The organism is Pseudarthrobacter sp. KH_020_B (assembly GCF_057840185.1).
This window is the reverse complement of the sequence record NZ_CM174506.1, coordinates 4,407,979-4,431,343: the sequence shown is the minus strand read 5'-3', so window position 1 is coordinate 4,431,343 and position 23,365 is coordinate 4,407,979. Positions and strand designations below refer to the sequence as shown.

23 protein-coding genes are annotated in these 23,365 nt (G+C 64.6%); 13 read left to right on the top strand and 10 right to left on the bottom strand.

The window, feature by feature from the left end; all coding sequences use genetic code 11:
* Window positions 1-30: 30 nt before the first annotated feature.
* Window positions 31-1,620 carry an HNH endonuclease signature motif containing protein gene (locus tag AC3IT0_RS20785; RefSeq protein WP_489321535.1) on the bottom strand — a complete coding sequence of 530 codons (1,590 nt, stop codon included), beginning with the start codon at window positions 1,618-1,620 and terminating at the stop codon, window positions 31-33.
* 232 nt (window positions 1,621-1,852) lie between these two features.
* On the opposite strand from AC3IT0_RS20785, the gene AC3IT0_RS20780 reads away from it, so the two are divergent.
* The 4 genes from AC3IT0_RS20780 to AC3IT0_RS20765 all read left to right on the top strand — a co-directional run bounded on the left by AC3IT0_RS20780 (window position 1,853) and on the right by AC3IT0_RS20765 (window position 4,561).
* Entirely contained in the window at window positions 1,853-2,242 is a 390-nt protein-coding gene (locus AC3IT0_RS20780; RefSeq protein ID WP_489321534.1) for a hypothetical protein, read from the top strand.
* The gene (locus AC3IT0_RS20775) at window positions 2,242-3,075 is read left to right on the top strand and encodes an HNH endonuclease family protein (RefSeq protein ID WP_489323857.1); all 834 of its coding nucleotides are present in this window, start codon (window positions 2,242-2,244) and stop codon (window positions 3,073-3,075) included. The genes AC3IT0_RS20780 and AC3IT0_RS20775 overlap by 1 nt, the downstream gene beginning before the upstream one ends.
* Window positions 3,076-3,409: 334 nt before the next feature.
* Window positions 3,410-3,985, top strand: a complete 576-nt coding sequence (locus tag AC3IT0_RS20770) for a hypothetical protein (protein WP_489321533.1) — start codon at window positions 3,410-3,412, stop codon at window positions 3,983-3,985.
* An 18-nt stretch (window positions 3,986-4,003) separates the two neighbouring features.
* Window positions 4,004-4,561, top strand: coding sequence for a hypothetical protein (locus AC3IT0_RS20765; protein WP_489321532.1), 558 nt, complete (start codon window positions 4,004-4,006; stop codon window positions 4,559-4,561).
* A gap of 173 nt (window positions 4,562-4,734) precedes the next feature.
* Here AC3IT0_RS20765 and AC3IT0_RS20760 read toward each other — a convergent pair whose 3' ends face one another.
* The 3 genes from AC3IT0_RS20760 to AC3IT0_RS20750 form a co-directional block, all read right to left on the bottom strand.
* Window positions 4,735-5,316 (bottom strand): DUF6262 family protein, encoded by a 582-nt coding sequence (locus AC3IT0_RS20760; protein ID WP_489321531.1) that lies wholly within the window; start codon window positions 5,314-5,316, stop codon window positions 4,735-4,737.
* Complete coding sequence (locus tag AC3IT0_RS20755; RefSeq protein ID WP_489321530.1) at window positions 5,303-7,183, bottom strand: tyrosine-type recombinase/integrase; 1,881 nt, start codon at window positions 7,181-7,183, stop codon at window positions 5,303-5,305. The genes AC3IT0_RS20760 and AC3IT0_RS20755 overlap by 14 nt, the downstream gene beginning before the upstream one ends.
* 187 nt (window positions 7,184-7,370) lie before the next feature.
* Window positions 7,371-8,423, bottom strand: coding sequence for a tyrosine-type recombinase/integrase (locus AC3IT0_RS20750; protein WP_489321529.1), 1,053 nt, complete (start codon window positions 8,421-8,423; stop codon window positions 7,371-7,373).
* A gap of 156 nt (window positions 8,424-8,579) precedes the next feature.
* Between AC3IT0_RS20750 and AC3IT0_RS20745 the strand changes: the two genes are divergently transcribed.
* Entirely contained in the window at window positions 8,580-9,038 is a 459-nt protein-coding gene (locus tag AC3IT0_RS20745; RefSeq protein WP_489321528.1) for an HNH endonuclease family protein, read from the top strand.
* Window positions 9,039-9,052: 14 nt separating this feature from the next.
* Here the strand turns inward: AC3IT0_RS20745 and AC3IT0_RS20740 are convergent, their stop codons facing one another.
* Entirely contained in the window at window positions 9,053-12,502 is a 3,450-nt protein-coding gene (locus tag AC3IT0_RS20740; protein WP_489321527.1) for a DEAD/DEAH box helicase, read from the bottom strand.
* A 191-nt stretch (window positions 12,503-12,693) separates the two neighbouring features.
* Here AC3IT0_RS20740 and AC3IT0_RS20735 point away from each other — a divergent pair, with 191 nt between their 5' ends.
* On the top strand, window positions 12,694-13,545 hold the full coding sequence (locus tag AC3IT0_RS20735; protein ID WP_489321526.1) for a DMP19 family protein: 852 nt from the start codon (window positions 12,694-12,696) through the stop codon (window positions 13,543-13,545).
* 57 nt (window positions 13,546-13,602) lie between these two features.
* Here the strand turns inward: AC3IT0_RS20735 and AC3IT0_RS20730 are convergent, their stop codons facing one another.
* Window positions 13,603-14,196, bottom strand: coding sequence for a DUF5655 domain-containing protein (locus tag AC3IT0_RS20730; protein WP_489321525.1), 594 nt, complete (start codon window positions 14,194-14,196; stop codon window positions 13,603-13,605).
* Window positions 14,197-14,349: 153 nt separating this feature from the next.
* On the opposite strand from AC3IT0_RS20730, the gene AC3IT0_RS20725 reads away from it, so the two are divergent.
* The 3 genes from AC3IT0_RS20725 (at window position 14,350) to AC3IT0_RS20715 (ending at window position 16,525) form a co-directional block, all read left to right on the top strand.
* Window positions 14,350-15,018 carry a protein tyrosine phosphatase gene (locus tag AC3IT0_RS20725; RefSeq protein ID WP_489321524.1) on the top strand — a complete coding sequence of 223 codons (669 nt, stop codon included), beginning with the start codon at window positions 14,350-14,352 and terminating at the stop codon, window positions 15,016-15,018.
* Between the two features lie 141 nt (window positions 15,019-15,159).
* Entirely contained in the window at window positions 15,160-15,738 is a 579-nt protein-coding gene (locus tag AC3IT0_RS20720; RefSeq protein WP_489321523.1) for an RNA polymerase sigma factor, read from the top strand.
* Window positions 15,731-16,525: a hypothetical protein gene (locus AC3IT0_RS20715; RefSeq protein WP_489321522.1), complete on the top strand. Its 795-nt coding sequence runs from the start codon at window positions 15,731-15,733 to the stop codon at window positions 16,523-16,525. Before AC3IT0_RS20720 ends, AC3IT0_RS20715 begins: the two co-directional genes overlap by 8 nt.
* Before the next feature lie 44 nt (window positions 16,526-16,569).
* Here the strand turns inward: AC3IT0_RS20715 and AC3IT0_RS20710 are convergent, their stop codons facing one another.
* Window positions 16,570-17,094: a COG4315 family predicted lipoprotein gene (locus tag AC3IT0_RS20710; RefSeq protein WP_489321521.1), complete on the bottom strand. Its 525-nt coding sequence runs from the start codon at window positions 17,092-17,094 to the stop codon at window positions 16,570-16,572.
* A 217-nt stretch (window positions 17,095-17,311) separates the two neighbouring features.
* Between AC3IT0_RS20710 and AC3IT0_RS20705 the strand changes: the two genes are divergently transcribed.
* Both AC3IT0_RS20705 and AC3IT0_RS20700 read left to right on the top strand, forming a co-directional pair.
* A complete protein-coding gene (locus tag AC3IT0_RS20705) occupies window positions 17,312-17,812 on the top strand; it encodes a sigma-70 family RNA polymerase sigma factor (RefSeq protein ID WP_489321520.1) in 501 nt (166 codons plus the stop codon).
* Complete coding sequence (locus AC3IT0_RS20700) at window positions 17,809-18,474, top strand: anti-sigma factor family protein (RefSeq protein WP_489321519.1); 666 nt, start codon at window positions 17,809-17,811, stop codon at window positions 18,472-18,474. The genes AC3IT0_RS20705 and AC3IT0_RS20700 overlap by 4 nt, the downstream gene beginning before the upstream one ends.
* Here AC3IT0_RS20700 and AC3IT0_RS20695 read toward each other — a convergent pair.
* Together AC3IT0_RS20695 and AC3IT0_RS20690 are read right to left on the bottom strand one after the other, a co-directional pair.
* Entirely contained in the window at window positions 18,461-18,943 is a 483-nt protein-coding gene (locus AC3IT0_RS20695; protein WP_489321518.1) for a type II toxin-antitoxin system RatA family toxin, read from the bottom strand. The two genes, AC3IT0_RS20700 and AC3IT0_RS20695, sit on opposite strands and share 14 nt — an antisense overlap.
* A gap of 208 nt (window positions 18,944-19,151) precedes the next feature.
* On the bottom strand, window positions 19,152-20,039 hold the full coding sequence (locus AC3IT0_RS20690; protein ID WP_489321517.1) for a DUF1206 domain-containing protein: 888 nt from the start codon (window positions 20,037-20,039) through the stop codon (window positions 19,152-19,154).
* 179 nt (window positions 20,040-20,218) lie between these two features.
* Between AC3IT0_RS20690 and AC3IT0_RS20685 the strand changes: the two genes are divergently transcribed.
* Together AC3IT0_RS20685 and AC3IT0_RS20680 are read left to right on the top strand one after the other, a co-directional pair.
* Window positions 20,219-21,808 carry a hypothetical protein gene (locus AC3IT0_RS20685; RefSeq protein ID WP_489321516.1) on the top strand — a complete coding sequence of 530 codons (1,590 nt, stop codon included), beginning with the start codon at window positions 20,219-20,221 and terminating at the stop codon, window positions 21,806-21,808.
* Window positions 21,809-21,871: 63 nt separating this feature from the next.
* Complete coding sequence (locus tag AC3IT0_RS20680; protein WP_489321515.1) at window positions 21,872-22,318, top strand: hypothetical protein; 447 nt, start codon at window positions 21,872-21,874, stop codon at window positions 22,316-22,318.
* Window positions 22,319-22,390: 72 nt separating this feature from the next.
* On the opposite strand, the gene trmB is transcribed toward AC3IT0_RS20680, so the two are convergent.
* Window positions 22,391-23,314, bottom strand: coding sequence for a tRNA (guanosine(46)-N7)-methyltransferase TrmB (trmB, locus tag AC3IT0_RS20675; RefSeq protein ID WP_489321514.1), 924 nt, complete (start codon window positions 23,312-23,314; stop codon window positions 22,391-22,393).
* Window positions 23,315-23,365: the final 51 nt, after the last annotated feature.

The following is a 23,365-nucleotide window of genomic DNA, read 5'->3' as shown; positions in this document are numbered from 1 at the left end:
CCCGCAGCTGGACTGAAGGAAGTCGTTCCGTTATAAGGTGACGTCCTCGGACGTGCGGAGGAGCGCCCCGTCCGGGAGCGGGTCCTCGGGCGGCTGATGCGGCCATGTCCACTCGGGCAGCGGGTCACCGGGCGGGATGTCCTCGGGCTGTGTGTATTTGGGCGGGGCCTGGCCAAGTTCGAGGTCCCTCGGTTGCTCCAGGACCTGGGCTGGCCAGGTCGGTGGTTCCCAGTCGGGGTGTTCGCTGGCGTAGTGCCGTCCGGTGGGAGATATCCAGCCCGGTGGGTCATCTTTGGTGGCTGCGGTGGGTGTCCAACCGGTGGTGTGTCTCAACCGGTGATGCCGATGGCATGGCTGCCCGAGATTTGATATGCCGGTGGTGCCGCCGTGGGCCCAGGCGAGAAGGTGGTCGGCTTCGTTGTCCAAAGAGTGGTTGCTGCAGCCGGGGAATGGGCACTTTCCATCCCGCAATCTAAGCCATTGGCGCATCGCTTTGGGGATCCGGTAGCTGTCACGGCCGATTTCCAGCGGTGCGCCGTCGCGGGGGTCTGTCAGGACGCGGTGGAACGAATCGGCGCCGTCGGCGATCAGGTGGCGGGCCATGGACGGCGGGATTGGCCCGTACCCATCGAGCATCGCGGGTTCATCGGTCAGGCCCATAAGCGCGAAGACCGGCACCGTGACCAGGACTTGCGCCTTGGGTGACGGGATCAGATCGGCCTGCCCGCCCAGAAGCCAAGCCGCGGCGCTGTCGGCACGGAGTTGGGTGAGGGTCCTGGACTCGGTGGGTCCCTGCAGAGCGCGGGCGGCGCTGGTGGCGCGGTCCCAGATCCCGGAGGCCTGATCGGCCGGGAGGTAGGCGGAGAGCCAGGCCATGCCGTCACGGTCCGGGGAGTACTCCAGCCGCCGGTCCGCCGCGCTGCGGGTGTGGCGTGTTTGGATGCTGTCCGGGTGGTGGCGTTCGCGCCAGGTCCGGGCCTTGGCGCGGAACCGGGACGGGATCATCTCCCCGGCCAGGCAACCCCGCGCCGGGTTGGGTGCCTCCGGGCCCAGGAAGTGCGCCTCCAACGCAGCCGCGCCGACGGGATCCAGATTGCCTGTTTCGTCCACCATGATCCGGGCGTGCTGCCACGAAATGGTCCCTGCTTCCAGGGCGGCCAGCGTCAAAGGCAGAGCGGTGGTCAGGCGGTGCGCTTCGCCCAGCAGCGCGTCACCCGTGCGTTCGCTGACTGTCAGGGCGCAGGCAACCTCGGCCACGATGCCCCTGTCCTGGGCGGTCTGCTCCTGCGGCGAAGTGATGGGGCCCGCGATGGTCTGGGCGGCCTCGTCGTAACCGCTGGCGGCATGGACCTTCACGGCAGCGAACATGGCTTCCAACTCCACGGTCCCCGACAGGACGGTCACGCAAAGCTCAGCCTGCCAGCGAGCCAGGTCCCCACACGTTGCGGACGGACCAGTCACTGAAGGGGCACCATCCGGACCAGTTGCAGCCCGGCCGCAGGCAGGGCCTGCGGCCAGGTCAGCGGCCGGATCCACGGCCGTCCCGCGAAGCACACCGGCCAGCTGCAAAGCAGAGGCCGAGATGGTCTCCAGAATCTCTGCCGCTGCCGTGTTGTCCATACCTCCATCATGTCGAGGGGGTACGACATTTAAGGTTGGCAGCGTGACCACGCGAAAAGAAGTTCGGAATCTCCCCCAAACGCAGGGCTTTCCGGCTCTCGAGTGCTCCGGCGAGGCTTTCCGAGTCTCAGTCGGCCCACTCAGTCGGCCCAAGCATGCGGGCCAGCATGACGGGTCGGGTGACAGACCCCACTCCCCGGCATGACAGGTCAGAACGTCCCGCGCTAGTAGCGTGTTCACCTCCGCCGTACTCCTGAAGGACATAACGATCAACCGCTCCGCCGCCACCAAAGCACTGACGCTGTTCACCACTCTGCTTCTCGCCAGCGCCCTCACCGGTTGTGACGCCGCAGCCCAGGCCGCAACGCAGGCCGCAACCAAGGTGGCCGAAGCTGTCAGGGAAGCACCGCCGTCGGGCAACTCCGGCGAATCATCTGTGAGCCCGGCCGACGTGGCAACGGCCCTCGCCCAGCTGGAAACCATCCCGGTGAAGGGGCGTGCCCCCAAGACCGGCTACACCCGCGAGGAATTCGGCCCCGCCTGGGCCGACGTCGACCGAAACGGCTGCGACACGAGAATTATCTGCACTCCCATGACAGCTGAAACGGCGGAATCCCTGTGATGGTGGGCGGTGGAAGGGCATCTGAACGGCGTTTTGTTTTGAGCGACGTGCGTGACGAATGCCGCAACCTTTCGACGAACATAAGTCGTTTGCTTGTCGTCGTGCTGACGACTTTCGTGCTGAGTGGCTGTGCGACATTGCCTTCGCTCCAGCCTGTTACGGCCCAAGAGAGCCATCCCGGCAGCGCGTTGGCTGCACTGGATTCCCTGCCAGTCAAGGGTCGAGCGCCGAAGACCGGCTATACGCGAAGTGAGTTTGGCGAAGCGTGGACCGACGAGAGTGGTGCTGAGTGGGCTAATAACGGGCTATCGACACGCGAAGACATTCTGTCGCGGGACCTTACCTCGATCGCGTGCAAGACGCCTCCCCCCGTGAGAGCCGCGCCCCACTGCGTGGTCAAGTCTGGGATTCTGAACGACCCATACACCGCGCGGAAAATACAGTTCACTCGTGGCGCGACTTCCTCGATGGCGGTCCAAATCGATCACGTTTCTGCCCTTGGTGATGCATGGCAAAAGGGCGCGCAACAACTTACACGCGATGAGCGGATCTCATTCGCCAATGACCCTTTGAACCTCCTCGCGGCAGACGGCCGAAGCAACCAGCAAAAGAGGGCTTCAGATGCTGCGTCCTGGCTTCCTCCCAATAAGCAGTTTCGTTGCACTTATGTTGCCCGTCAGATCGCGGTGAAGGCCAAGTACGAGCTCTGGGTAACAGGAGCCGAGAAGGACGCAATGGCGCAAGTTCTGTCATCCTGCCCGGAACTGCGTTTGCCTACGGTAACCGAGGCGACCCGTCCACTTGATGCTTCAAATTCGTCAAGCCAGAGATAACACTCGGATGCTGACCCCCGTCGACGTCCGTCCAACGTTCCGGACTCGGAACCAGCCGCTGGCAAAAGTAGTTTATCCAAAGATTGTAAATTTTCTTGCCCGGCACTAGCCTCACGTTAGAGATACCTCATTGGGGAGGTATCCAATTGAATCGGGGGATTCACATGTCATTTCGCAGTCTTATGAAATCCGGTATGACAGTAAGGGCCCGAGTGGCCAAAAAGCTATCAAAGGTAGTCTCGCAGCCGCGATTGTCGCGGCTGTTTCGCTGAGCTTGTTGGCGGCACCGGCCAACGCGGAAACCGAAGGAACTCACAGCTCCCCGGAGGCGGGGATGACGGCATACCAAGTGGTGTCCGCCTCTGCGAACACCGGCGGCGGCATTCTGACGCTGGAAAACGGCCAAAAGCTGCAGCTCCCGGCAGAAGCGTTCCAGAAATGGCAAGCCAAGCCACATCCGGCCAACAAGGCCGCGGCAGCCACCTCAAACACCGCGGATGCTGTTGTGACCGTGGGCTACGGCCAGAAGCCCCAGACCGCGGCCACACAGCTCCATAGGACCGCGCTGGCTGTCCCAGCCGGAGTCGCCTATGGCAACTGCGGCTCATCCTGGATCGAATACAAAGGCATCGGCAACCGGAACGCCACGATTGCCACGGGATTCACAGTAATTGCCCCAGTCATCGCCTACGGCTGGTACGTCGGCATCTATGACAACGCCGGATACAGCGAGCAGCCCTGGTACAAGCCCAACTACACGGGCGGGGCCAGCTGGTCCGGCTACCGCACTCTCATCAATATGGCCCTCGGATACTCTTGGGCAGAGGTAAACAGCGGAAGCTGGGCGATGTTGAATGACGGAACGATTTGCGTTTCCGGCTCGCCATTTGACGACGCCACCATCTACTGATGCGCGTACTCTAGCCGTATGGATTTCACCAATGCTGGGGATCCGCCACCACGGCGGATCCCCAGCCAGACCGAGATGCTTGCCCAGTTCGGGCAAGCTGTTGCTGTGCTCACTGCCCCGCCGCCCGGCGCCCGGCTGGATATAAGCGGTGGAGCCGTAGATGATCGGATCTGGTGCATCGACATCGACTACCGGGTCAACAACCAACTCGCAGCGCGGGCCCGCACCGTCCGCGAATTGACCCCTTCGCCAGCCCATGGCGCTCCCGGAGACTTTTTGCGCTCCGCCTTGATCGAATTCAGCGTGAATGTCGAGCTGGCTGTCGGCCGTCCCGCCGCTGACCCCGACCAACCACGAGGAATGCAACTCACTTCACAGCAGGAGCAACTAGCCGCACGCGGAATCACGGGCGACGCCGAAATGACCATAGACGGCACCATCCAGACCGCCATCACACTTCATATTCCCGGCTATCGGGCGCATTTGGCCAGACACGGTCAAACTAGCGTGATCTACATCGGCAGCGACACCGTGCCCATCCCTGATCTGCAGATGACCACCACGCCGCACGCTTGAGTTCTTGCCGGGTCGCGACGCTCAGTGCAGGGCCATGGCAGAGTGTCTTGCTGTTGAGTTCCCGATATATAGGCCGGGTGATGTGACCCTTAATGCTGCGGATAATCCCTTGCTCTGTTCGTCCCCAGCTTGTTCATGTGTTCTTTGATTTATAGGACATGGGGACCTGCGTGCTAATTCGATGTTGAATGGGTGCGCATCATCTGGCGCAGTGCGAGCCTGGCGCCGTCGAGCTCGGCTCGAGATTGTTCTAGTTCCCGCCGAGCTGCGGCATGCTCGGTGCTCGACGTGAGAAGCGTGTTTTGTAGTTGCCTGTTCTCGTTCTCAAGCACTCTTAGCCGTTCCAGAAGCTCCTGTTTCGCGAGGGTGCTTACTTGTTCGCCAAGGTTGCGCTGAAGTCTGAGGCGGAGCCGCTCACGTTCGCCGCGGAGGTCACGTATCTCTGCCCTGGCATCGGCCAGCTCTGCCCTCAAACCTTTGACAGTGCGGTCATCGGCTGCATTCGCGGTGGTGTTCGCCTGCTCGCCACGCTGATCGCGCATGGCCACCTCAATAGCGGCACGGACAACGGCATTGTTGTAGACGAACCATGTCGATACTCCTGCGGCACGCTGCACATCGACGAACGTCACTTTTCTCGCGCGCACGAGGAGACGCTCAATAGTTTCCAGCGTGTGAGCCTGCTTCTCCGCAGACGCCTCTCTGCGCTTGGCGATCAGTCGTTCGGTCCGAGCGGATACATCAGTTGCCGTCATCTGGCCTCCGTCTGAGAATTTCGACAGGGACCAAAGTGCCCTGGCGCGCTTTGCGAAGGTCGGTGCACGCAGACTCAATCGCCCGCCGTTCAGGGTCATTGAGCGCGGCCAACTGCGCACGCATTGTTACGGCGATGAGGTCGTAGGACTTGATCTGCTCGTCTAGATTTTCGAGTACCCATCGGGCGACATCGGCTGCAAGTGCGACGGCATGGTCGGCTTGGAGCTGGGCGAGCTGCTGCTCAATTGCGGCCAAGTAGGAAGGATCCGGACGGTAGAACCCGCACCCGCTGCACTGGAACCGTATAGGGCAACTCTTACCCCCAGCCTTCACATTGCTTGGCTCGGTGCAGTTACCGTATGCAGTGGCAACACTTGCTCGCTGGTAGGCGATTTCAGAAGCGAACGGTGCAGGTGATCCATGTCTGTCTAGTGCCAGTTGCGCGACTAGCTGCACGGCTTCCTGTTTCCGGGTCAAGGTCACCCGGTAGTAGCCCATCGTGGTCTCGATTTCCTTGTGGTCCATTAAGTCACGAAGGACGTCGATCGGCGTTCCGTTGTCCGCGTGCCTCTGTGCATAGGCGTGCCGGAATCCGTAGGGTTCGATGTCCTCCATAGGAAAGTCGGCTGCAGTCTCGGAGAGTCCGGCTGGTGTTGGAATCATGCGGATCCAACCGGCGAATACTCTGCGGAATTGGTTGGCGTTGAGATGCCCCCGCCGGGCTCGGTTGCGCGCTCCAGGCGCTGGGAAGAGCAGCCCCTCGCAGCCGTGTGGGATGTGCAGGGTAGCGAGTCTGGCAGTCCACTGCTCAATGACGGCCGCGGTTGAAGGGTCGATGGGTAAGCGCCGGGAGAGACGTCCGGCTTTGCGGTTGTCGTAAATGAGTGATGGCTGGCCCTTGGTAATCTCAAGGGGATGATCTGGGAGCCGGGCGATCTCACTCGGCCTTCGTCCAGTATCGCGAAGCACCTGATAATAAACCCGATACATTTCGCGGAGGTCCTCGGAGGACCAACCAGCTGGTTCGTAGCCGGAGGACGTGCCCAGTGAATGCAGATACATATCGAGGTGCGCGATCCATTCCTCCGGGATTGCGCGGGTGGCATCCTCGTTCGTCTCCATCTCACCGAACATGTCGTCGTCGCGTACCGCGAATGTCCCTGGGATCTGGTCCATCATTCCGGCAGATCGAGCGAAGTCAATGAGCCGACGCCACCATCCCAGCAAAGCGCGGCGATGGCTGTCGGAGTATGGCTTGCCCATCTTCGACGTAGCCGTTTTGAAGGTCTGACACACTGCGGACATGTCGCCAGCGCTTAGCTTCGTGGGGACGTTTCCGTTGGGCCGGCCGGACAGAACGGCGCTGGCCATAGCAGCGGCTTGAAGGTAGCGGTGGCAATCGGTCACGTGCGGCCGCTTGGCGCGTAGGACAGTAAGTGCGAGGTCACGAAGCCAACGCTGTCGAATCACGGTGAAATCGAGCTTGCCCGTGACGGCGGGATAAGGCTGGTCGGGACGTGAGAGGAGCCCGACAACGGCGCAGTCCCAGACGTCTCCCGCAGTGCCGTCATCTCCGTCATAAATGGTCCGTAGGCGCCGAATTCGCTGTTGTATCGCGCGCAACAAGGACCGTTGCATGGCAGTCAGCCCGGAATCTGGCAGGTCCAGGATGGTTTCGATTCGAGCAGGAATTTTCTGAATTAAATGACTTACCTGAACGGGGCGAATAGCCAACTGTTGCCGGTCGCCCTCTTGAAGTCCGAAGAGCACCTCGTCCCGAACCGCTGGCCGGAGCGCAGCAAGCGAGAAACTACGCGCCTTTTTGTTTAAACGGCTGGCTCTTTGATTCCAAACCTTCGGTGGCAATTCATCAGTTCCAGCCAGACGAAGGTCTTTCCGGCAACCAGAGCACCACTGTTTCGTTCCGTGACCTAAGTTCTGACATCCAGGACGTAGACAAGCTGGTGCATCCGTTTGGGCCGTGCCCAGGAGCCCGACGAATGTCCATGTCTCTGGATCCCACTCGTCTGTTCGCCACGAAGGAGCAAGAGAATCAGATAGGAACTGCTCCCACGATTGGCGTGTGGATGGTGGCGCGATCGGTCTTTCTAGGGCGACGACGGTCATTTCTGCACCCGCGTGGCGTGCACGGCCGCAACAGCCGCACTACGTCGACGCCGCTCCCTGCCTCGACCCATGCAGTCGCTGCCGAGTGCCGGAACATGTGCGGTGTTGCCCGGAATCCACATTTTCGACCGAGGCGAGAGATTATCTTGTAGGCATTGGAGTACGTCATCGGCTGAGCGACTTCCGGGCCAGCATAATTGACGAACAAGTAGCTGCTCTGCCGGTCGCCTAAGCGCATGAACCGCTCGTGCTGGTAGTCCCGGTAGTCCTCAATGAACGTGTCGGCGACAGGCAGGTGGCGTGAACGTCTGGACTTCGCCAGAGCATTGTTCTGGTTGTCAGGACGGCGGTGGACGTGAAAATGGGGCCCAGCCACCGGACACCCGAGCGATCGAGAGTTTGGCAGGAGGTGAACATCCTCGGCGCGCAGGCCCAACGCTTCTCCGATGCGTGGCCCGCCGTCATGCAGCATCCTCAACATGAAGCGGTCGCGGGCCGTACCAGCCACCGCCCGCATGGTGTCTACCTGCTCATTGCTAAACACCTCAGGGGGACGTTCAACGAGGTTCACACGCAAAGCATTGATCCGGGTCCGGCGGAACTGGGCGTTCTCTCCAACGCCCCGCCGGGACCGCACCAAGCGGTTCTCCACTAACCGGCTCGCAACGGCAGGATCGATGTGACCGTTAGCAGCGCAGTAACGCAGAAATTCCCCGACGGCTGTAAGCGCTAGGCCCACGGTGGCTGGTGAGCGTGGCAATCCGGTCCTACTTGGGGACTCTTGCAGGTGTCGCTTGTACCGTGTCAGTTCGAGGATATTGACCTTCCGCCAGTCAACGCACTGTTCTTCGGCCCATGATAGGAAGGCCGCGACGGGCGCCAGATAAGTTTTGATCGTGTTCTGTGATCGCTCTGCGGCGTTGAGCGCGACCACGAAACCCAGGGCCTCCGGATGCGGTTCATAACTTTCGCTGTTCACAACGAGCCTTGTTTTCCAGCCCTCGTCAAGTAATGCGACCTCTAGCCTCCATGTCATAGGAGGAATAGTTCCCCACCGTCCCAAAAGAGTGTGGGATAACGCAGAGCTACGGCGTGTCGGACTCTCCTAACGAACGTGCCTCGTTCGCTTTAAGGGGTGCATATAACCCGAAACGACATCCTCGCCAGGGACCTCGAAGGTGAGACGTTCAAGCCCGGTACACAAAACTGCGTCGTTGCCACCGGTACCCTGGCCGACAATTACACCGGCACAACCATCAACTTCGTCCGCGGCAACACCACCAGCTCCGCCGTCCAGATCGACCACCTCATCGCCCTGAGCGACGCCTGGCAGAAAGGCGGCCAGCAGCTCAGCGCCGAACAGCGCCGGCAGCTGGCCAACGATCCCTTGAACCTGATGGCTGCCGACGGGCCTACCAACGGCGCCAAGGGCGACAAAGATGCGGCCACCTGGCTCCCGCCAAACAAGGCGTTCCGGTGCGAATACGTAGCCCGCCAGACCGCCGTGAAGGCCAAGTACAGCCTGTGGGTCACCCAGGCCGAGCAGGACGCGATGGCCGGTATCCTGTCAGCCTGTGACGGTGCGGGGGCTTAAGTGTCCGTTCGCGCTCAGTCCTTGAACAGGCCCGCGAGGTCCTCGGCCGTGATCGACCCGCTGGACAGGGCGTCGCCCTCCATCACATCCGCGAACAGCTGCGACTTCCGGGCCTTCAGGGCCATGACCTTTTCCTCGATCGTGTCCTTGGCCACCAGTCGGTACACCATCACATTCCGCGCCTGCCCGATCCGGTGCGTCCGGTCCACGGCCTGCGCCTCGGACGCGGGGTTCCACCAGGGATCCAGCAGGAACACGTAGTCGGCCTCAGTCAGGTTCAGGCCAAACCCGCCGGCCTTCAGCGAAATCAGGAACACCGGCGCGCTACCGTTCTTGAATTCGTTGACGACGTCGGTACGGTTCCGCGTGCCGCCGTCGAGATAGCAGAACTCGATCTTCTCCTCCACAAGCCGTTCACGGACCTTGCCCAGGAACCCGGTGAACTGGCTGAAGATCAGCGCCCGGTGGCCCTCCGCCACCAGGTCCTCCAGCTGCTCGAACAGCACATCCAGCTTCGAAGAGCGCACGCCGGACAGCGACGGATCCACCAACGAGGCGTCCAGGCTCAGCTGACGGAGCAGGGTCAGCGACTGGAAGATGGTGAACCGGTTCTTGTTCACGTCCTCGATCAGGCCCAGGATCTTCTGCCGCTCGCGCTGCAGGTGCGTCTGGTAGACCTTCTGGTGGCGCGGGTTCAGCACCACCTCGAGGATCTGCTCCTGCTTGGGCGGCAGGTCCTCGATGACCTGGTCCTTGGTGCGGCGCATCATGAGCGGACGGACCCGACGGCGGAGCTTGTCCAACTGCCCCTTGTCGCCGTTCTTTTCCACCGGCTTCTGGTAGTACTCGGCGAACCGTTTGGGGCTGGAGAACAGGCCCGGCGCCACGATGGAGGTCAGTGCCCAGAACTCCATGAGGTTGTTTTCCAGCGGGGTGCCGGTGATGGCCAGCTTGAACGCCGCCGGCAGCTTCCGGGCGCACTGGTAGGCCTTCGACTGGTGGTTCTTCACAAACTGGGCTTCGTCGAGCACCAGCCCGGCCCAGGTCTTGGACGCGTAGGAATCGTAGTCGATCCGGAACAGCGCGTAGGACGTGATCACGATGTCCGCGCCGCCGAGTTCAACGGCCGCATCCTGGCTGTTCTTGGCAAAGGTTTCGCTCACGATGCGGACTGTGAGGCCGGGCGCGAAGCGTGCGGCCTCCGCCGCCCAGTTGCCCACGACGCTGGTGGGGGCCACCACCAGAAAGGGAGTCCCGCCGTCGGGCGCTGGAACCTGCGCCCCGACAGAATCAGCCCCGTCAGAGACTAAACCAGCCTGCTCCTTCGCAGCGCACATCAGGGCGAGTGCCTGCACGGTCTTACCCAGGCCCATGTCGTCCGCGAGGATCCCGCCGAGGCTGTGCTTGTACAGGAAGCTCAGCCAGTTGTAACCCTCCAGCTGGTAGGGCCGCAGTTCGGCATTGAGAGAAGCAGGCAGCGGCAGCCCGTCGATCCCGCCCTCGAGCAAACCGCCCACCGCGGAACGCCAGGCAGCGGCCTGCTCATCCACGATGCCAAGCTGCGCGAGCTCGTCCCACAGCCCGGCCTGGAAACGGCTGATCTGCAGCGGCGCGTCCTTGTTGTCCTGCAGCGAGCGGGCCTCCTCGATCAGGGCGCGCAGCTGGTGCAGTTCCGGGAGATCCAGCGAGAAGTAGGCGCCGCTGGGCAGGAGCATCTTGGTCTGCCCGGCGGCCAGCGCGGAGAACACTGCGGCGAAGGACACCGGCTGGCCCTCAAGGGAGATCTGGATGCCGAGGTCGAACCAGTCGCGCTGTTCCGTGGCCTTGGTGGAGATGGAAACGACCGGCGCTTCCTCGGCCTCGCGGTAGTCGGCGATGTCCCCTGCAGTATCCACTGAAACGTCCGGGGCGTTCCGGAGCTCGGGGAGGACGTCTTCGGTGAAGGCCAGCGTGTCCAGGCCGTTCAGTTCGGCGGACGCGGACAGGCGCGGCGTGCCCCAGCCGCCGGTGGCCGATTCGCCCAGAGCGGGAACAACGTTCCACGGCTGGCCGATGCCCTCCAGGATGCGGGCCTCGGCGGTGTCGTCGCGGTAGCCGTGGTCGCCGGGGTGCCGCCACAACGGCTGGGCCGTGACAAGGTTCCCGGACTTGTAATGCCATTCCCAATGCAGCCGGACGCGGTGGTCCGCGCCGTAATTGGCCAGCAGCGAAAGGGTGGGAACGGCCAGGGCGGGCAGCGCCACCGAATCGTCCGTCGCCGTGACCCGGGCGGCCTGCTTGAGCTTCGGGTAGAAGCCGGTAAGGAAGCGCGTCTCGTCCTTCGCCGGAATATGCAGGGTGCTGCCGGCCGTGACGAACGTCAGCAGCTCCTCGCTCAGCCCGCTTTCCAGCGGCGCCAGCGTGATCACGCTGTCCGCGGAAACACCGGGCAGCGACTCTCCTCCCGTGGTCAGGAAAATGCCGTGCGCGGGGCGGCCAATGGTCCCCACCGACGCCGGATCAACCTCTTCCCCCTCAACGGTGATGGTGGGCGCGAGCTCCAGCCCGCCGTCGTCGTGCGTTGTTGCGGAACCTGAGGGTGCACTAACGGCAGAGCCGTAACGGCTCAAATTAAGCCCGACGGCGGCGGGAGACTCCGCGAGCCGCACCGGCTCAGTGCCGCGGCTGTGAACCAGGGCGAGGCCGATCTTTTTGGCGTCGGTGAGCAGGCTCCACATGTTCTTCCCGGCGAAGGTGTTCAGGCCCAGCCACAGAGCGGAGGAGTTGTGAACCCGGTTGGCGGCGGCGGTGTGTGCGGCCAGGAAGGCCTGCATCCACTCGATGTGCGCCTCGTTGCATTCGCGGCGGAAGTTCAGGTAGCTCAGGGTGTTCCAGGAGACGTCGCCGCGGATCCACTTGCCCTTGGCGCCCATGATCACGGGCCGGGCCTTGAGCTGGCGGACGCTGCGGAGCGGGTCGCGGCGGCCTGTGTAGGAGAAGTGCGGGGCCGGTTCCTCGATCTCGAACTGGAGGGCCAGCGGGATGCCGCTGATGGACTGCGTGATGCCCGGCTGCGAAATGAGCGGGCTCAGTGCCTGCTCCCAGTCGGCCAGGTCCAGGCTTGCGGGTTGGCGGGAAAGCCGGGAAACTTCAGCCGGGGCCAGGAGCTGGACGCGGATGGCCGGGTTGTCCTCGGCGGCGAACAGCAGCGCGGCCACGTGCTTGCAGTCCTTGCGGACGGGGCAGCTGCAGACACCCACGGTGCAGCTCCAGCCGCCCGTTTTCCGGACCAGCTTGGCCGTGGTGGAGTAGGGGACGTCGGCACCTCCCCGGACTTTGCCCAGCATCAGCCCGGTGGCGGCGTCGAACGATATCCCGGAGATGCGGCTGCCCATGGCATACGCCAACCCGGCCGCGAGGGAGCGGTCGTTAATGGCGGGGGTCTGTATTGCCAGTGCCGCACTCTCGTCCGGTTGGGATGGCATGGTGCGCGCTACTTTCAGCTGGCCACGGGGGTGCCGTGTCCGATCGGAGGTTATCTGCTTCATCTTAGTTCGCCCGGCGGGAGCCTGAAACTTCGCCTGACGTTCACTTCCGCCTCAACACGGCGCCGCCCCCGCCGACGTAGCGTGAAAGTGTCCCTAGCAGCACCCGGCATTCAGCAGTGAGGAATCCCATGACCATGAGCCAGAACCCCGTCGTCCTGACGAAGGCCAGCATCGATGCAGGCAGCGAGGAGGTTGTAGATGCCAACGTTCACGTGGTGAACGCCATGTACGGGAAACTGCTCGACGCCGGCGAGATGGCGCCCGTGGCGCTCGGCAGCTACTACGTGGACTTCTACGTCACGCAGTCCCTGGAGGGCGGCTTCGCCCAGTACGTGTTCACCGCGGACCGCGACGAGGTGGACCCGCTCATCCGCGAGGGTCTCGCCGGCATGGGCGCAACCGCCCACCTGGAGCTCTTCAACCGAACCGTTGCGGCGTTTGATGCCTTGTCCGTGGAAGACGAGGAGCGCTACCTCGACGGCGACCTGGACACCCAGGAAGAGTCCAACGACGCCGTGCGCACCATCGAAGAGCTCGACGGCGAGTTCGAGGAACTGTTCGAAACCGAAAACATCACCTCCCTCAACGCCGCCTGGCTCCTGCGCCAGGAGGGGCTGCTGGTGCTCGACGACGAGGAACTCGCCTCCTACATCGAGCGTCAGGTTGCGCTCATCCCCAACCTCAAGGAGCGCCAGGCCGCGGCCGACGAGGAAGCACTGGAGGATGCCCCGGATTTCGAGGTCATCATCCGCGAACTGTGCGCCATCGCCGGCCACACGCTGGAGAAGATCACCATGGGCGACCCCAACTACATGCACGACGGCGAGAAGACGCTGGCCTGGCACTTCACCACGGACCACGGCGACTTCATCATGGTCGAGGACGACGAAGAGGCGTTCATGATCAACCCGGAGACCCGGGAAATCGTCGCCGCGGTGGAGTTCGAGGAAGCGGACGACGACGAGATGATCGACGCGTAGCACGCCGCACCTCAGCGCGGGGCAGCACAGCGCGGGCCGGGTTCGCCCGGCCCGCGCTTACGTGTTCTGGTCCAGCGCCCTCGCAAGGATTTCCAGCAGTTCCTCGTCCACCTGTTCCAAAGACGTGAGCCGGACGCGGCGGTCGAAGGGGTCGTCGGCGCGGGCGTTCAGGGCTTCCAACCGGCCCGCTACAGGCGCGTCCAGGCGCAGGGCGACGTCCACGGCGGTGTTGGTGGTCCTGGTGACCTGGGCGAACTTCCGGCGGGGGCTGTGCAACGAGACGTAGCCCTTCCGCATCTGGATCTCCACGCCCTCGGTGACCGCCGCCCACGCCAGGAGCGAATCGGCGATGGGCCGCAGCTCCGGGTGGTTGATGTACTGGCCGTCGATAAGGTCGCCGGCGTCGCGCAGCATGAATTCCGGGTACCCGAACAGCTCCCAGGACACGGCGTACTGCGCGTAGCCCGTAACGCCGTGCTCGTCGCGCATCCAGTGGCGGAGCTCGGCGTCGTTCTTCAGCCCGGCGGCGCGTGCCTGCTCGGCCCAGTAGGCGACGTTGTGCCCCGTCTTTCGCAGGAGCAGAGCCTTGTTGCTGTCCACCATGGTCTGCCAGGTCTTGGCCGTTTTCTGCTGTTCCGGAGTGATCGCCATGCCTCGATGCTAGTGCGGTCCATGGGTCCGAAGCGGGGCACTGGAAAGAAACTTGGGAGGCGCCGTAACTTTCCAGGTCCGGCCAGCGATGTAGGGGCTGAGGGTTCCTCACGGAGCCGGATCTGAATTGTTCTCTAGGTTTTGGAGTCTCATATGTCGTTGTTCACTGTTCTCGCCTCCAGCAAAATCGCCGCCGGAGTTCTCGCCGCGGGCACCCTGGCCGTCGGTGGAACCGGCGTCGCAGCTGCTTCCGGCGTCCTCCCTACCGACGCGCAGCAGACCGCCCACGAACTGCTCGGCGCCCCGGCCCCGAAGCTTGGCGGCGAAGCAGTCGCCGACGCCGCCGGTTCTGCAGCAGCAGCCGCAGATGCCGCAGCGGACACCACGGCTGATGCTTCCGCCAACGCGGATGTATCCGAAGACAAGGTTGCCGCCGGGGCCAACATCTCCGCCGCCGCGACCGCTGCTGCTGACGCTGCCGGCGCCGCATCCCTGGGCCTCTGCACCGCCTTCACCAACGGCGGACTGAACGCCTCCTCCGAAGGGTTCTCCTCGCTGGTGGTTAAGGCCGACGGCGAAGCCAACGTTGAGAGCTTCTGCGCCGCCGTTGTGGCCCAGGCCGGCGCTGCCGTAGACGCCGAGGCAGCTGCCGAAGGTTCTGCCGCCGTCAACGCCGAGCGCCCCGAACTGCCCGCAGTGCCGGCTATTCCCGCCGTACCTGCCGTTCCGGGTGTCGACGGCGAGCCTTCCGTTCCCGCCGTTCCTGCTGTTCCCGCCGTGCCCGGCGAGGTTGTAGACGTTCCGGCCGTTTCGGGCCACTAGGACCTGCTCAGCTAGTGTGGACTGCGGGAACCGGCTCCGGACGGACCGGATTCCCGCAGTCCACATGGCAGCCAGATAGCTGACCGACAGCAGCGGAGCACACCGCGCCGAATACCGGGATGAGCGAATCCGCTGCCCGGGATGGAGGAGCCACTGGTGCTAGACACTTTGGCCGAAGAAGACATAGATACATTTGCAGACACAGCCGGCGCTGATCCGGCTGTGCTCTTCGGCGCTGTCTATCGAACCTTTTCCGGGGCAGTCCTGGGTTACCTCAAGGCCCGCGGCGTGGATGATCCCGAAGCCGTCACCCAGGACGTGTTCCTGGCGTTTTTCCCCAAGATTGGTGAGCTGACCGGCGGGCTGCAGGGCGCCAAGTCGTTGGTGTTTTCCATCGCCCACGCCCGGATGGTGGACTACTACCGGCGGGTTGAACGCCGGCCGGACTTCACCCCGTACGACCCCCTGCAGGACGGGCGCAGCACGGCGTCCGCGGAGGACCACGCCTTGGAAAACAGCGGCGGCGCGGCCCACCTGCTGGCGGGCCTGACCGATGAACACCGCGAGGTCCTGGCATTGCGGGTGGTGGCCGACCTCTCCATCGAACAGGTGGCCGGCATCATGGGCAAGTCCCAGGGTGCCATCAAGCAGCTCCAACGCAGGGCGCTGCAAAATCTCAAGGACCAGACTCTTAGAAGAAACCAGGCAGATCATGAGTGACACCGCAGGCTCACGGAACGGTTCCCGCGACGACGCGTCTGTCGACCGGCTGCTGCTGGAGGCAGGGCTGGACGACGACGGCGGCCTCCGCAACGTTCTGCTGGAGCTCCAGGGGCTCGCAGCTGAGCGGCCGATGCCGTCCGATGCAGTTGCCGCACTGATGAGACCTGCCGTGACACGGACTGCTGTCCCGACGCCTGCACCGAGCCACGTGGCAGCCACCCGTCACCTGGCGGTGGTTCCGGCAACGGGAGTAATGCCTGCGACAACGGTTGTCCCGGAGTTCGCGGCAACCGACGACCTCGCCGCCCGCCGTCGGGCCAAGCACCGGATCACCCTCACGACGCTGTCCGTGACCATTTCCCTGGCGGCCGGCGGCGCCGTTGCCGTAGCCTCCGACCAGGGGATCAGGGATACCATCGGCCAGGTCAACCACGCAGTGACATCCTTCGTGTCCACTGTTGGCGGCGGACCTGCCCCGGCTCCGGTGGAGACCCCGGCTCCGGTTCCGGGCCAGCCCGGCGTCCCGGCCGTGGGGCCCACCGGGCCGGCTGTCACTGTGCCGGTTCCGGCCGCTCCGGGATCCGGTTCCAGCCAGTCCACGCAGCCCGCTCCCACGCCATCGGGTTCAGGTCCGGCAGTGCCCCTGCCGGACCTTCCCCTACCTGAAAACGTCACGCCAGGGGTGCCGGGGGTGCCGGGTGGGCCGCTGAACGGCGAGGGACAGCCCCCGGCCCTGCCCCTGCCACCCACGCCTCCGGTCCCGCTGCCCGGCATCCACCCGTAGGCCGGGTCCCCTATAAAATCCGTCCATCCGTAACGCCTGAACCGTCAGTAGCCTGATGCTGCCGTCCGGATCATTTCCCCGGCCGGGGTGGCCAGATACCAGACGTCGTTGACGCCCTGCCCCAGGACGTCGCCGGGCTTCTTGTCCTGCGCGAAGTAGTACAGCGGCAGTCCATTCAGGGTCACCTGCTTGGCCCCGTCCGGCGTCGTGATTGTCCCGAGCGTGCCGGTGATGCCTTCGGCGGCAGGTGTGGCCGCGGTGGTGAGGAGCGGTGGCCACGCGGTCAGGCACGCTCCCGTGCACGCGCTGGTGCCGGAATCCTTAACGTCCTTGGTGAAGAAATAGACGCTCATGCCAGCGGAATCAACCACGATGTTTCCGGCGCTGGAGGATGCTGTCTTGAGGTCGACGGCGGCTGCTGTGGTGGGGGAGCCGGCGGCCGGGCTGGTGGCTGCCGGAGTGGTGGGTGCGGCGGTTGTTGTGGTGGTGGTTCCGGGGCTGCCGCCGCAGCCGGAAAGTGCGGCTATGAGAGCCGCTGCGGCAAGACCTGTGCACAAATGCTGTTTCATGGGATGCTCCTCGGCTGGGGCCCGGCGTAGGTCACCGGACGCTAACCGGTACGACGCACCAGGGTGAAGAATGGTTCAAAGTGAACCGTTTTCCGTCCGCCGACGTTATATCGCATGTACGCGGAGCTGCAGCGTCGCTGTGGACGGGCGCAACTGTGGATGCGTAGCCGTGGCACGCGGTTGTAACCGCGGACTGGATCAGGGACGGGAGGGCGGCATGCCGCTGGACGAGGACGTGGTGGCCGCGATCTACCGCGAACACGGCTCCGCCCTGCGCCGTTTTGTGCTCAGTGCCTCGCGGGACCCGCAGCTGGCCGAGGACGTGGTCCAGGAGACCGTGCTGCGCGTCTGGCAGCAGGCCCCGGACATCACCGGAAGCCTGCGCAGCTACCTGTTCCGGACCGCGCGGAACATCATGATCGACAACTACCGCAAAGCCCAAAGGCGCCCCGCCGAAGTGATGGAACGCGAACTCGCCGATCCCGCCGAAGCCGTGGAACGCGTGGATGAACTCCTCAACCGCGTGCTGATGGAAGAGGCGCTGCTCCGGCTCAGCACCGAACACCGGGAGGTCCTCGTGGCCCTCCACTACCGCCGTTTCACCGTCACCGAGGCCGCCGTGCAGCTGAACATTCCCAGCGGAACCGTGAAGTCCCGCGCGTACTACGCAGTCAGGGCGCTGCGGACCATCCTGGACGAAATGGGGGTGGAACGGTGAACGCCTCCGAGCTGCACCACCTGCTGGGCGCGTACGTGCTCGGCGGGCTTGACCCTGCGGATTCGCAGCGCTTCGAAGCCCACCTCGAAGGCTGCGCGGACTGCCGGACCGAACTCGCCGAGCTCGAAAGCCTGCCGGCCCTGCTTGACGCGCTTCCCGTCCCGGACGCGGTGGCGCTGACCGGGACCGCCCGCCCCGGGGTGGCCGCTGAGCCGGCCAGCTCAGTGTCCCGCAGGGTCCTCGATGAACTGGCCGCCCGGCGTCGTAAATTACGACGGCGGTGGGCAGCGCTGGTGGGCGCCGTCGCCGCCGCGTGCCTCGCCTTGGGCCTGGCCGCGGCCCCGCTGCTGAGCCGGCCGCCGGCGCCGGACGCCAGCTACTCGGTCCAGTCCGGCAACGGCCTGCAGTTCAGCATCGACCTCGCCCGGAAGGCGTGGGGCACCGAGCTGGCCGTGAACGGCAGCAAACTGCCGCTGGACGGGACGCTCTCGCTGTGGATCCGGGACCGCGACGGCGGCGAGGACCGGGCGTGCGCCTGGACCGCCACGCCCAGCGGGAGGGTGAAGGTCATGGGCGCCACGCCCGTTCAGCTGGCCAGCATCGCCAGCCTGGAACTGCGGGACGAAACCCAGCACACCGTGGCTGTGATTACGGTGCCGTGAGGGCGCGGAACTCGGCCACCAGGGCCGGATCCTCGCAGGCCCGGGCAAACGCGTCGATCCTCTTCGTGATCTCACGGCCCAAAAGCCAGGCGCCCATCCGCTCCGCCACCGGCCGCAACCAGGCCGGGCGGCACGAAAAGGTGTACTTCCAGACGGCGCGGGTGCCGCCGTCGTCCGCGGTGAAACGCCAGCCGCCACCGAAATTCCCGAAGAACCACGGTCCGGACACCATGGTCATGCCCACGTTCCTGGGTGGCGCATAGGAAACGTATTCGCTCACCATCACCAAGCCCAGGCGGGACACGGTCCGTGTCCGGACGCCCTTTCCGGCGGACGTTGCGCTGTTCAGGAAACCTTGGGCCGAGATGAACGGGTCCCACTTGAGCCGGAACGCGCCGGTGGTCTGGGAGAGGGCAAAGACTGTCTCCGGATCGAGGCGGATGAGGCGTTCGGCGCGTACCTGGGGCATGGGGCCACCCTAACCGGAGACCGGGTGTGCCGGGTGGGTCCAGGTATTCCGCGCCCCTCCATCGATTGCTCCCCACCGGCCCCCTAGCCTCGCAAGCTCGGCAAGGGAACCCTGCCGGCGTGGGCCCCCGGCCCTTTTGACCCGGGCTCAAAAGGGCCGCTGCTCAGCAATGGATGCAGATTCAGCGCCCCGGAGACGGCGCCCAACCCTACATTTTGGCCAGGCGGGCCCGGACCACCATGAACACGCCGTAGCAGATGAGGCCGGCGCCCACGGCGGCCAGCAGGTACACGCCGAAGGGCTGTTCGCGCAGGGCCCTCAGTCCACCGTCCAGGCCCGTGGATTCATCCGGATGGGCCTGCAGGGTGGCAATGGTGATGAGCATCCCGGTCAGCAGCAGGACTATGCCCTTGGCGACGTAGCCGGTCACGCCCAGGACCGTGACGGCCGTCCGGGCAGAGCTGGAAGGGGGCATCGTCAGGTGTTTCTCGAAGGTCTTCATGATCCCGCGGATGCTGTAGAAGGCCCCGGTGATGGCAACACCCAGGCCCACCAGGACCAGCAGCACTACGCCGCCTGGGGCCTTTATCACGGCGACGGTGAGGTCGCTCGCGGATTGCTGGCTGTCGCCTCCGGACCCTGTGCCCATGGCGAAGCTGGCAAGCGTCACGGAGAGTCCGGTGAACACCACGGCCTGAGCTGCGGCTTTGGCCTTCTTACGAGCCTTTTCCGTGGTGGGCAGCCGGTTGTAATCGAAGACGGCGTCGCTGGCCTGCCAGATGGCAAGCGCCGCGCAGGCGGCGAAGCTGGACCACAGGAGGAAGGGACCAGCGGGCTGGCTGGCCAGTTCGGAAACAGCCCCGCTGACGTCGGCACTTCCCGAGCCTCCCATGGCGAGGCGGATGGCGATGGCCCCCACCAGGAAGTGCAGGAGGCCGCTTACCGCGAAACCCACCCTCGCCAGCAGCTCCAAGGCGCGTGAGTTGGTGACGTCCTCCGCCGTGTCGGCGGCCTGCCTGAGTTCTCTTTTGATGGCGGTTCCTTCGGGCCAGCGCCGCGGCGGCGCAGATTTTGTGTGCCCCCGCACAAGCCCCATCGTGCCACGTCATGCGGGCCGCGAACAGTCCTGATCCGCGCGCCCGGACTAGCCCGATCGTGGTGACTGGTTCGGGGCTCCCGCGATGGGGAGTGTTCCCCATCGCGGGGGGCTTACCGCCGTGCGACGATATGTCCGGCGATAGATCTAACTCTTTTTACTCTCTCGGGGGAGACACCATGACTTTTTACGGCGCGGACGTCAGCCAGCTGCGGGAGCTGGCGAAGGCCGTTGACAAGGCGGCAGCGCTGCTCAGCAGCCGGGCCAGCTCCCTGCAGGGCCAGATCCAGTCCGCGCCATGGAAGGGCGCCGACGGCGAGCTGTTCCGGCAGGACTGGTCCGGCAACCACCGTCCCAGCCTGGAGCGGGTGGCATCCAGCCTCCGCCACAACTCCAAGCTGCTCCTGCAGCACGCAAACGAACAGGAAAAGTCCTCTGCCGAGACCGGTGGCGGCAGCGGCGGTGGCGGGACCAGTGCCCTGGACAGGCTCAAGGACCTGGGCACCCGCGCCCAGAACTGGCTGGAGGAACAGGTAGCGAAGGCGGCAGCGGCTGAGGCCCACCGCCAGGAGCTGCAACAGGGCCTGGATGACATGCTCAAGGCCAGCCCGGAGGAGCAGGCCAAGTGGTGGGCCAGCCTGTCGCAGGAGGACCGGAAATACCTGATCGAAGGCGAAGACGAGAACGGCCCGTTCGCCGAGGACCTCATGAGGATGGACGGCGGTATTCCCCAGTCCGCCCAGGATCAGGCAAGTGCCCACCTCCGGGAACTCGCCAAGACGGAAACTCCCGTGTACACGGAGACCGGCAAGGCCTCCCTTGACGCCCGGGTTGCCTGGTTCCACGCAGGCGCGGAGGTAGGCACCGTCGTCGTAGAGAATGCAGACGGTTCGGCCACCCTGAAGGTCTACGGAAACGTGGGCGTGGGAGTGAACGACACCACCGGTACGGCCGGGGTCACGCTGAACGGGGAGGCCTCGCGCGAGTACAAATTCGGCAGCATGGAGGAGGCCATGGACGCCCGCAACCAGATTTACACGGATCTCCCGCCGGACAGCGCCGGTGAGATCAAGGATGTGGCAGGCAACCCGCCTGGCTACATCCTTGACACCATCAACGATGCTGCGGACAGCAACGGCTCCACCGGCCACGACGACAAAGCCAAGGGAACCCTCTCCCTGGAAACCGAGGGTGAATCCGGCCCCGCTTCGGGCTCGGCGAAGCTGGATCTTGCCTACGAGCGGAACCTGACGGACGGTACCGCCACCGCAAGCGCCGAGGTGTCGGCCCAGGGCAAACTGGACCTTGACGGCAGGGTGTTCGAGGCCTCGGGCAAGGGCGGCCTGGAACTGAACCTGGATAAGAACGGCAGCATGGAATCGATCGCCTTATCCATGGAGGGCACAGTTGCGGCGGGCGCCAGTGCAGGTCCCGACCTCCAGGGCGCCAAGGCTGAGTCCAGCGTGACGGTAGGGCAGCAGGGAACCGTGAAGATCAATGTTGAGTACTCGCCGGAGAACGCGGCCGTGATCGACAGCTACATGCGCAATGTGGCGTTGGGAGACACCGTTGCTGCCGGCCACGACGCCGCCAAGCTCTACGAGGCAGGTTCCGCCACCGTCCAGCAGAACAGCGTGGTGACAGCGTCCAACGAGTTCGGCATTGACCTCAAGGCCGGCGAGGTGGAGGTCAAAACGGAGAACAAGGCAACCACCAACGTGTCCACGTACTATAAGGTCCCGAACGACACCAAGCTCGAGAAGCTCTGACGTCCCGTGCCGGATCCGCACGTGCCAGCCAGCCCAGCCAAGACTTACCGCCAAGGAGCAAACATGTCCGTTCATATCGAGTCCCCGCTGGGGTTCACGGCAGACTTCCCCGAGCACACCCAGGTCCTGGCGGACTCCGCCGCCGGGCCAAACACCGAACAGTATGGCCTGCTGGGCGGCGTCCTGGTAACGGTCATCAGGGACGACACCTCCGTGACCGGAGCCGCTCAGGCCAACGGCTGGGCACACCTGATGTCAGGCTTCTACCTTGAAGACCGCGCCGGGACCATCCTCACCGAAGGCGAACTGAACGTACCCGGTAAGTCCTCGTACGCCGTCGTGGTTGGATACACGGATCCCGCGGGCGAGGCGAGGGTCGCGGCCACTGTGGGTGTCTGGGAGAACAACCGTTTCATCGGTGTTGTGGTGATCTGGCCGTACGTGAACCCGGAGATCGAGCCGCGGCTGGGGATGCTCAAGGAGATCGTCGCCGCCATCAGCGTGAGCTGACCCCAACTGGGTAGCGCTAACTGCCGTTATGAGCGCTCAAAGCGACACTTAGTGCTACCCACATTTGGATGGTCAGCGGCGGCGGTAGCAGAGGTCGAAGATCAGCCGCCCGGCCTCGTGGGCCTTCGCCTCGAAACTCGTGCGGATCCGGCCTTCAAAGCGCGGCGCCCAGCCGCCTGTTTCGTCCACGCCCTCGTTGGGGCCGGTGTGCGCGGTGCTCACCGGCGCCCGGCCTTCGCGGACGGGCGCGCCGCCCACCAGGGTTTCGACGCCGGATTGCCACACCTGGGTGAGCGGGCTTTCTGGCCCGTGGCGCTCGCCGGTGTGGAGGTTTTCGAAGTCCGGCGAGTCAGCCAAGACGTCGCGGACGTGGACGGCGTAGTTGGACCAGTCCGTGGCGACCCGCCACAGGCCGCCCTTCGTCAGGGCCCGCGCTGCCAGTTCGGCGAACTCCGGCTGGATGAGGCGGCGTTTGTGGTGCCGTGACTTGTGCCAGGGATCGGGGAAAAATACCCACAGTTCGCTGACCGAACCTGCGGGCAGCATGGTGGCGAGGACCTCGGGCGCGTTGGCTTCCACTACTCGGACGTTATTCAGCCCGCGGCTGTTGATCTTGATGATGGTGTTGGCCAGGCCCGGCGTGTACACCTCCACGGCCAGGAAGTCCGTGTCCGGGTTTTCCTCGGCCGCGTGGCAGATGGCATCGCCCAGCCCCGAACCGATTTCCACAATCAGCGGTGCCTTGCGGCCGAACTCGGCCTCAGCGTCGAACGTGTAGTCCGGGTGGACCGACGTGTTCGCAACGTGCCGGGGGACGTCCAGCGCCCACCGGTCCGAGTGCTCTTCCCACGCCGTCTGGCGGCGCCCCTGAAGGCGGGTGCCGCGGCGCACAAAGCTCACCGGCCTGCCGCCGTACGTGCCGAAAGACGCCTGGGTTCCGGGCGTCACCGGGCGCGGGACATGCGGAGGCTGGGGAGATTCTGGGGATTCGCTCATCCCTTCCAGAATACCCGGGGCCGCGCCGACAGCTTGGGCGGTCACCTGAGC

What these genes read in the sequence shown, in the direction of transcription:
- AC3IT0_RS20785 (WP_489321535.1), bottom strand. Translation starts at nt 1,620, where the DNA reads ATGGACAACACGGCAGCGGCAGAGATTCTGGAGACCATCTCGGCCTCT.
- AC3IT0_RS20775 (WP_489323857.1), top strand. Translation starts at nt 2,242, where the DNA reads ATGGTGGGCGGTGGAAGGGCATCTGAACGGCGTTTTGTTTTGAGCGAC.
- AC3IT0_RS20770 (WP_489321533.1), top strand. Translation starts at nt 3,410, where the DNA reads ATGACGGCATACCAAGTGGTGTCCGCCTCTGCGAACACCGGCGGCGGC.
- AC3IT0_RS20765 (WP_489321532.1), top strand. Translation starts at nt 4,004, where the DNA reads ATGGATTTCACCAATGCTGGGGATCCGCCACCACGGCGGATCCCCAGC.
- AC3IT0_RS20760 (WP_489321531.1), bottom strand. Translation starts at nt 5,316, where the DNA reads ATGACGGCAACTGATGTATCCGCTCGGACCGAACGACTGATCGCCAAG.
- AC3IT0_RS20740 (WP_489321527.1), bottom strand. Translation starts at nt 12,502, where the DNA reads ATGCCATCCCAACCGGACGAGAGTGCGGCACTGGCAATACAGACCCCC.
- AC3IT0_RS20735 (WP_489321526.1), top strand. Translation starts at nt 12,694, where the DNA reads ATGACCATGAGCCAGAACCCCGTCGTCCTGACGAAGGCCAGCATCGAT.
- AC3IT0_RS20730 (WP_489321525.1), bottom strand. Translation starts at nt 14,196, where the DNA reads ATGGCGATCACTCCGGAACAGCAGAAAACGGCCAAGACCTGGCAGACC.
- AC3IT0_RS20725 (WP_489321524.1), top strand. Translation starts at nt 14,350, where the DNA reads ATGTCGTTGTTCACTGTTCTCGCCTCCAGCAAAATCGCCGCCGGAGTT.
- AC3IT0_RS20720 (WP_489321523.1), top strand. Translation starts at nt 15,160, where the DNA reads ATGGAGGAGCCACTGGTGCTAGACACTTTGGCCGAAGAAGACATAGAT.
- AC3IT0_RS20715 (WP_489321522.1), top strand. Translation starts at nt 15,731, where the DNA reads ATGAGTGACACCGCAGGCTCACGGAACGGTTCCCGCGACGACGCGTCT.
- AC3IT0_RS20710 (WP_489321521.1), bottom strand. Translation starts at nt 17,094, where the DNA reads ATGAAACAGCATTTGTGCACAGGTCTTGCCGCAGCGGCTCTCATAGCC.
- AC3IT0_RS20705 (WP_489321520.1), top strand. Translation starts at nt 17,312, where the DNA reads ATGCCGCTGGACGAGGACGTGGTGGCCGCGATCTACCGCGAACACGGC.
- AC3IT0_RS20695 (WP_489321518.1), bottom strand. Translation starts at nt 18,943, where the DNA reads ATGCCCCAGGTACGCGCCGAACGCCTCATCCGCCTCGATCCGGAGACA.
- AC3IT0_RS20690 (WP_489321517.1), bottom strand. Translation starts at nt 20,039, where the DNA reads ATGGGGCTTGTGCGGGGGCACACAAAATCTGCGCCGCCGCGGCGCTGG.
- AC3IT0_RS20685 (WP_489321516.1), top strand. Translation starts at nt 20,219, where the DNA reads ATGACTTTTTACGGCGCGGACGTCAGCCAGCTGCGGGAGCTGGCGAAG.
- AC3IT0_RS20680 (WP_489321515.1), top strand. Translation starts at nt 21,872, where the DNA reads ATGTCCGTTCATATCGAGTCCCCGCTGGGGTTCACGGCAGACTTCCCC.
- trmB (WP_489321514.1), bottom strand. Translation starts at nt 23,314, where the DNA reads ATGAGCGAATCCCCAGAATCTCCCCAGCCTCCGCATGTCCCGCGCCCG.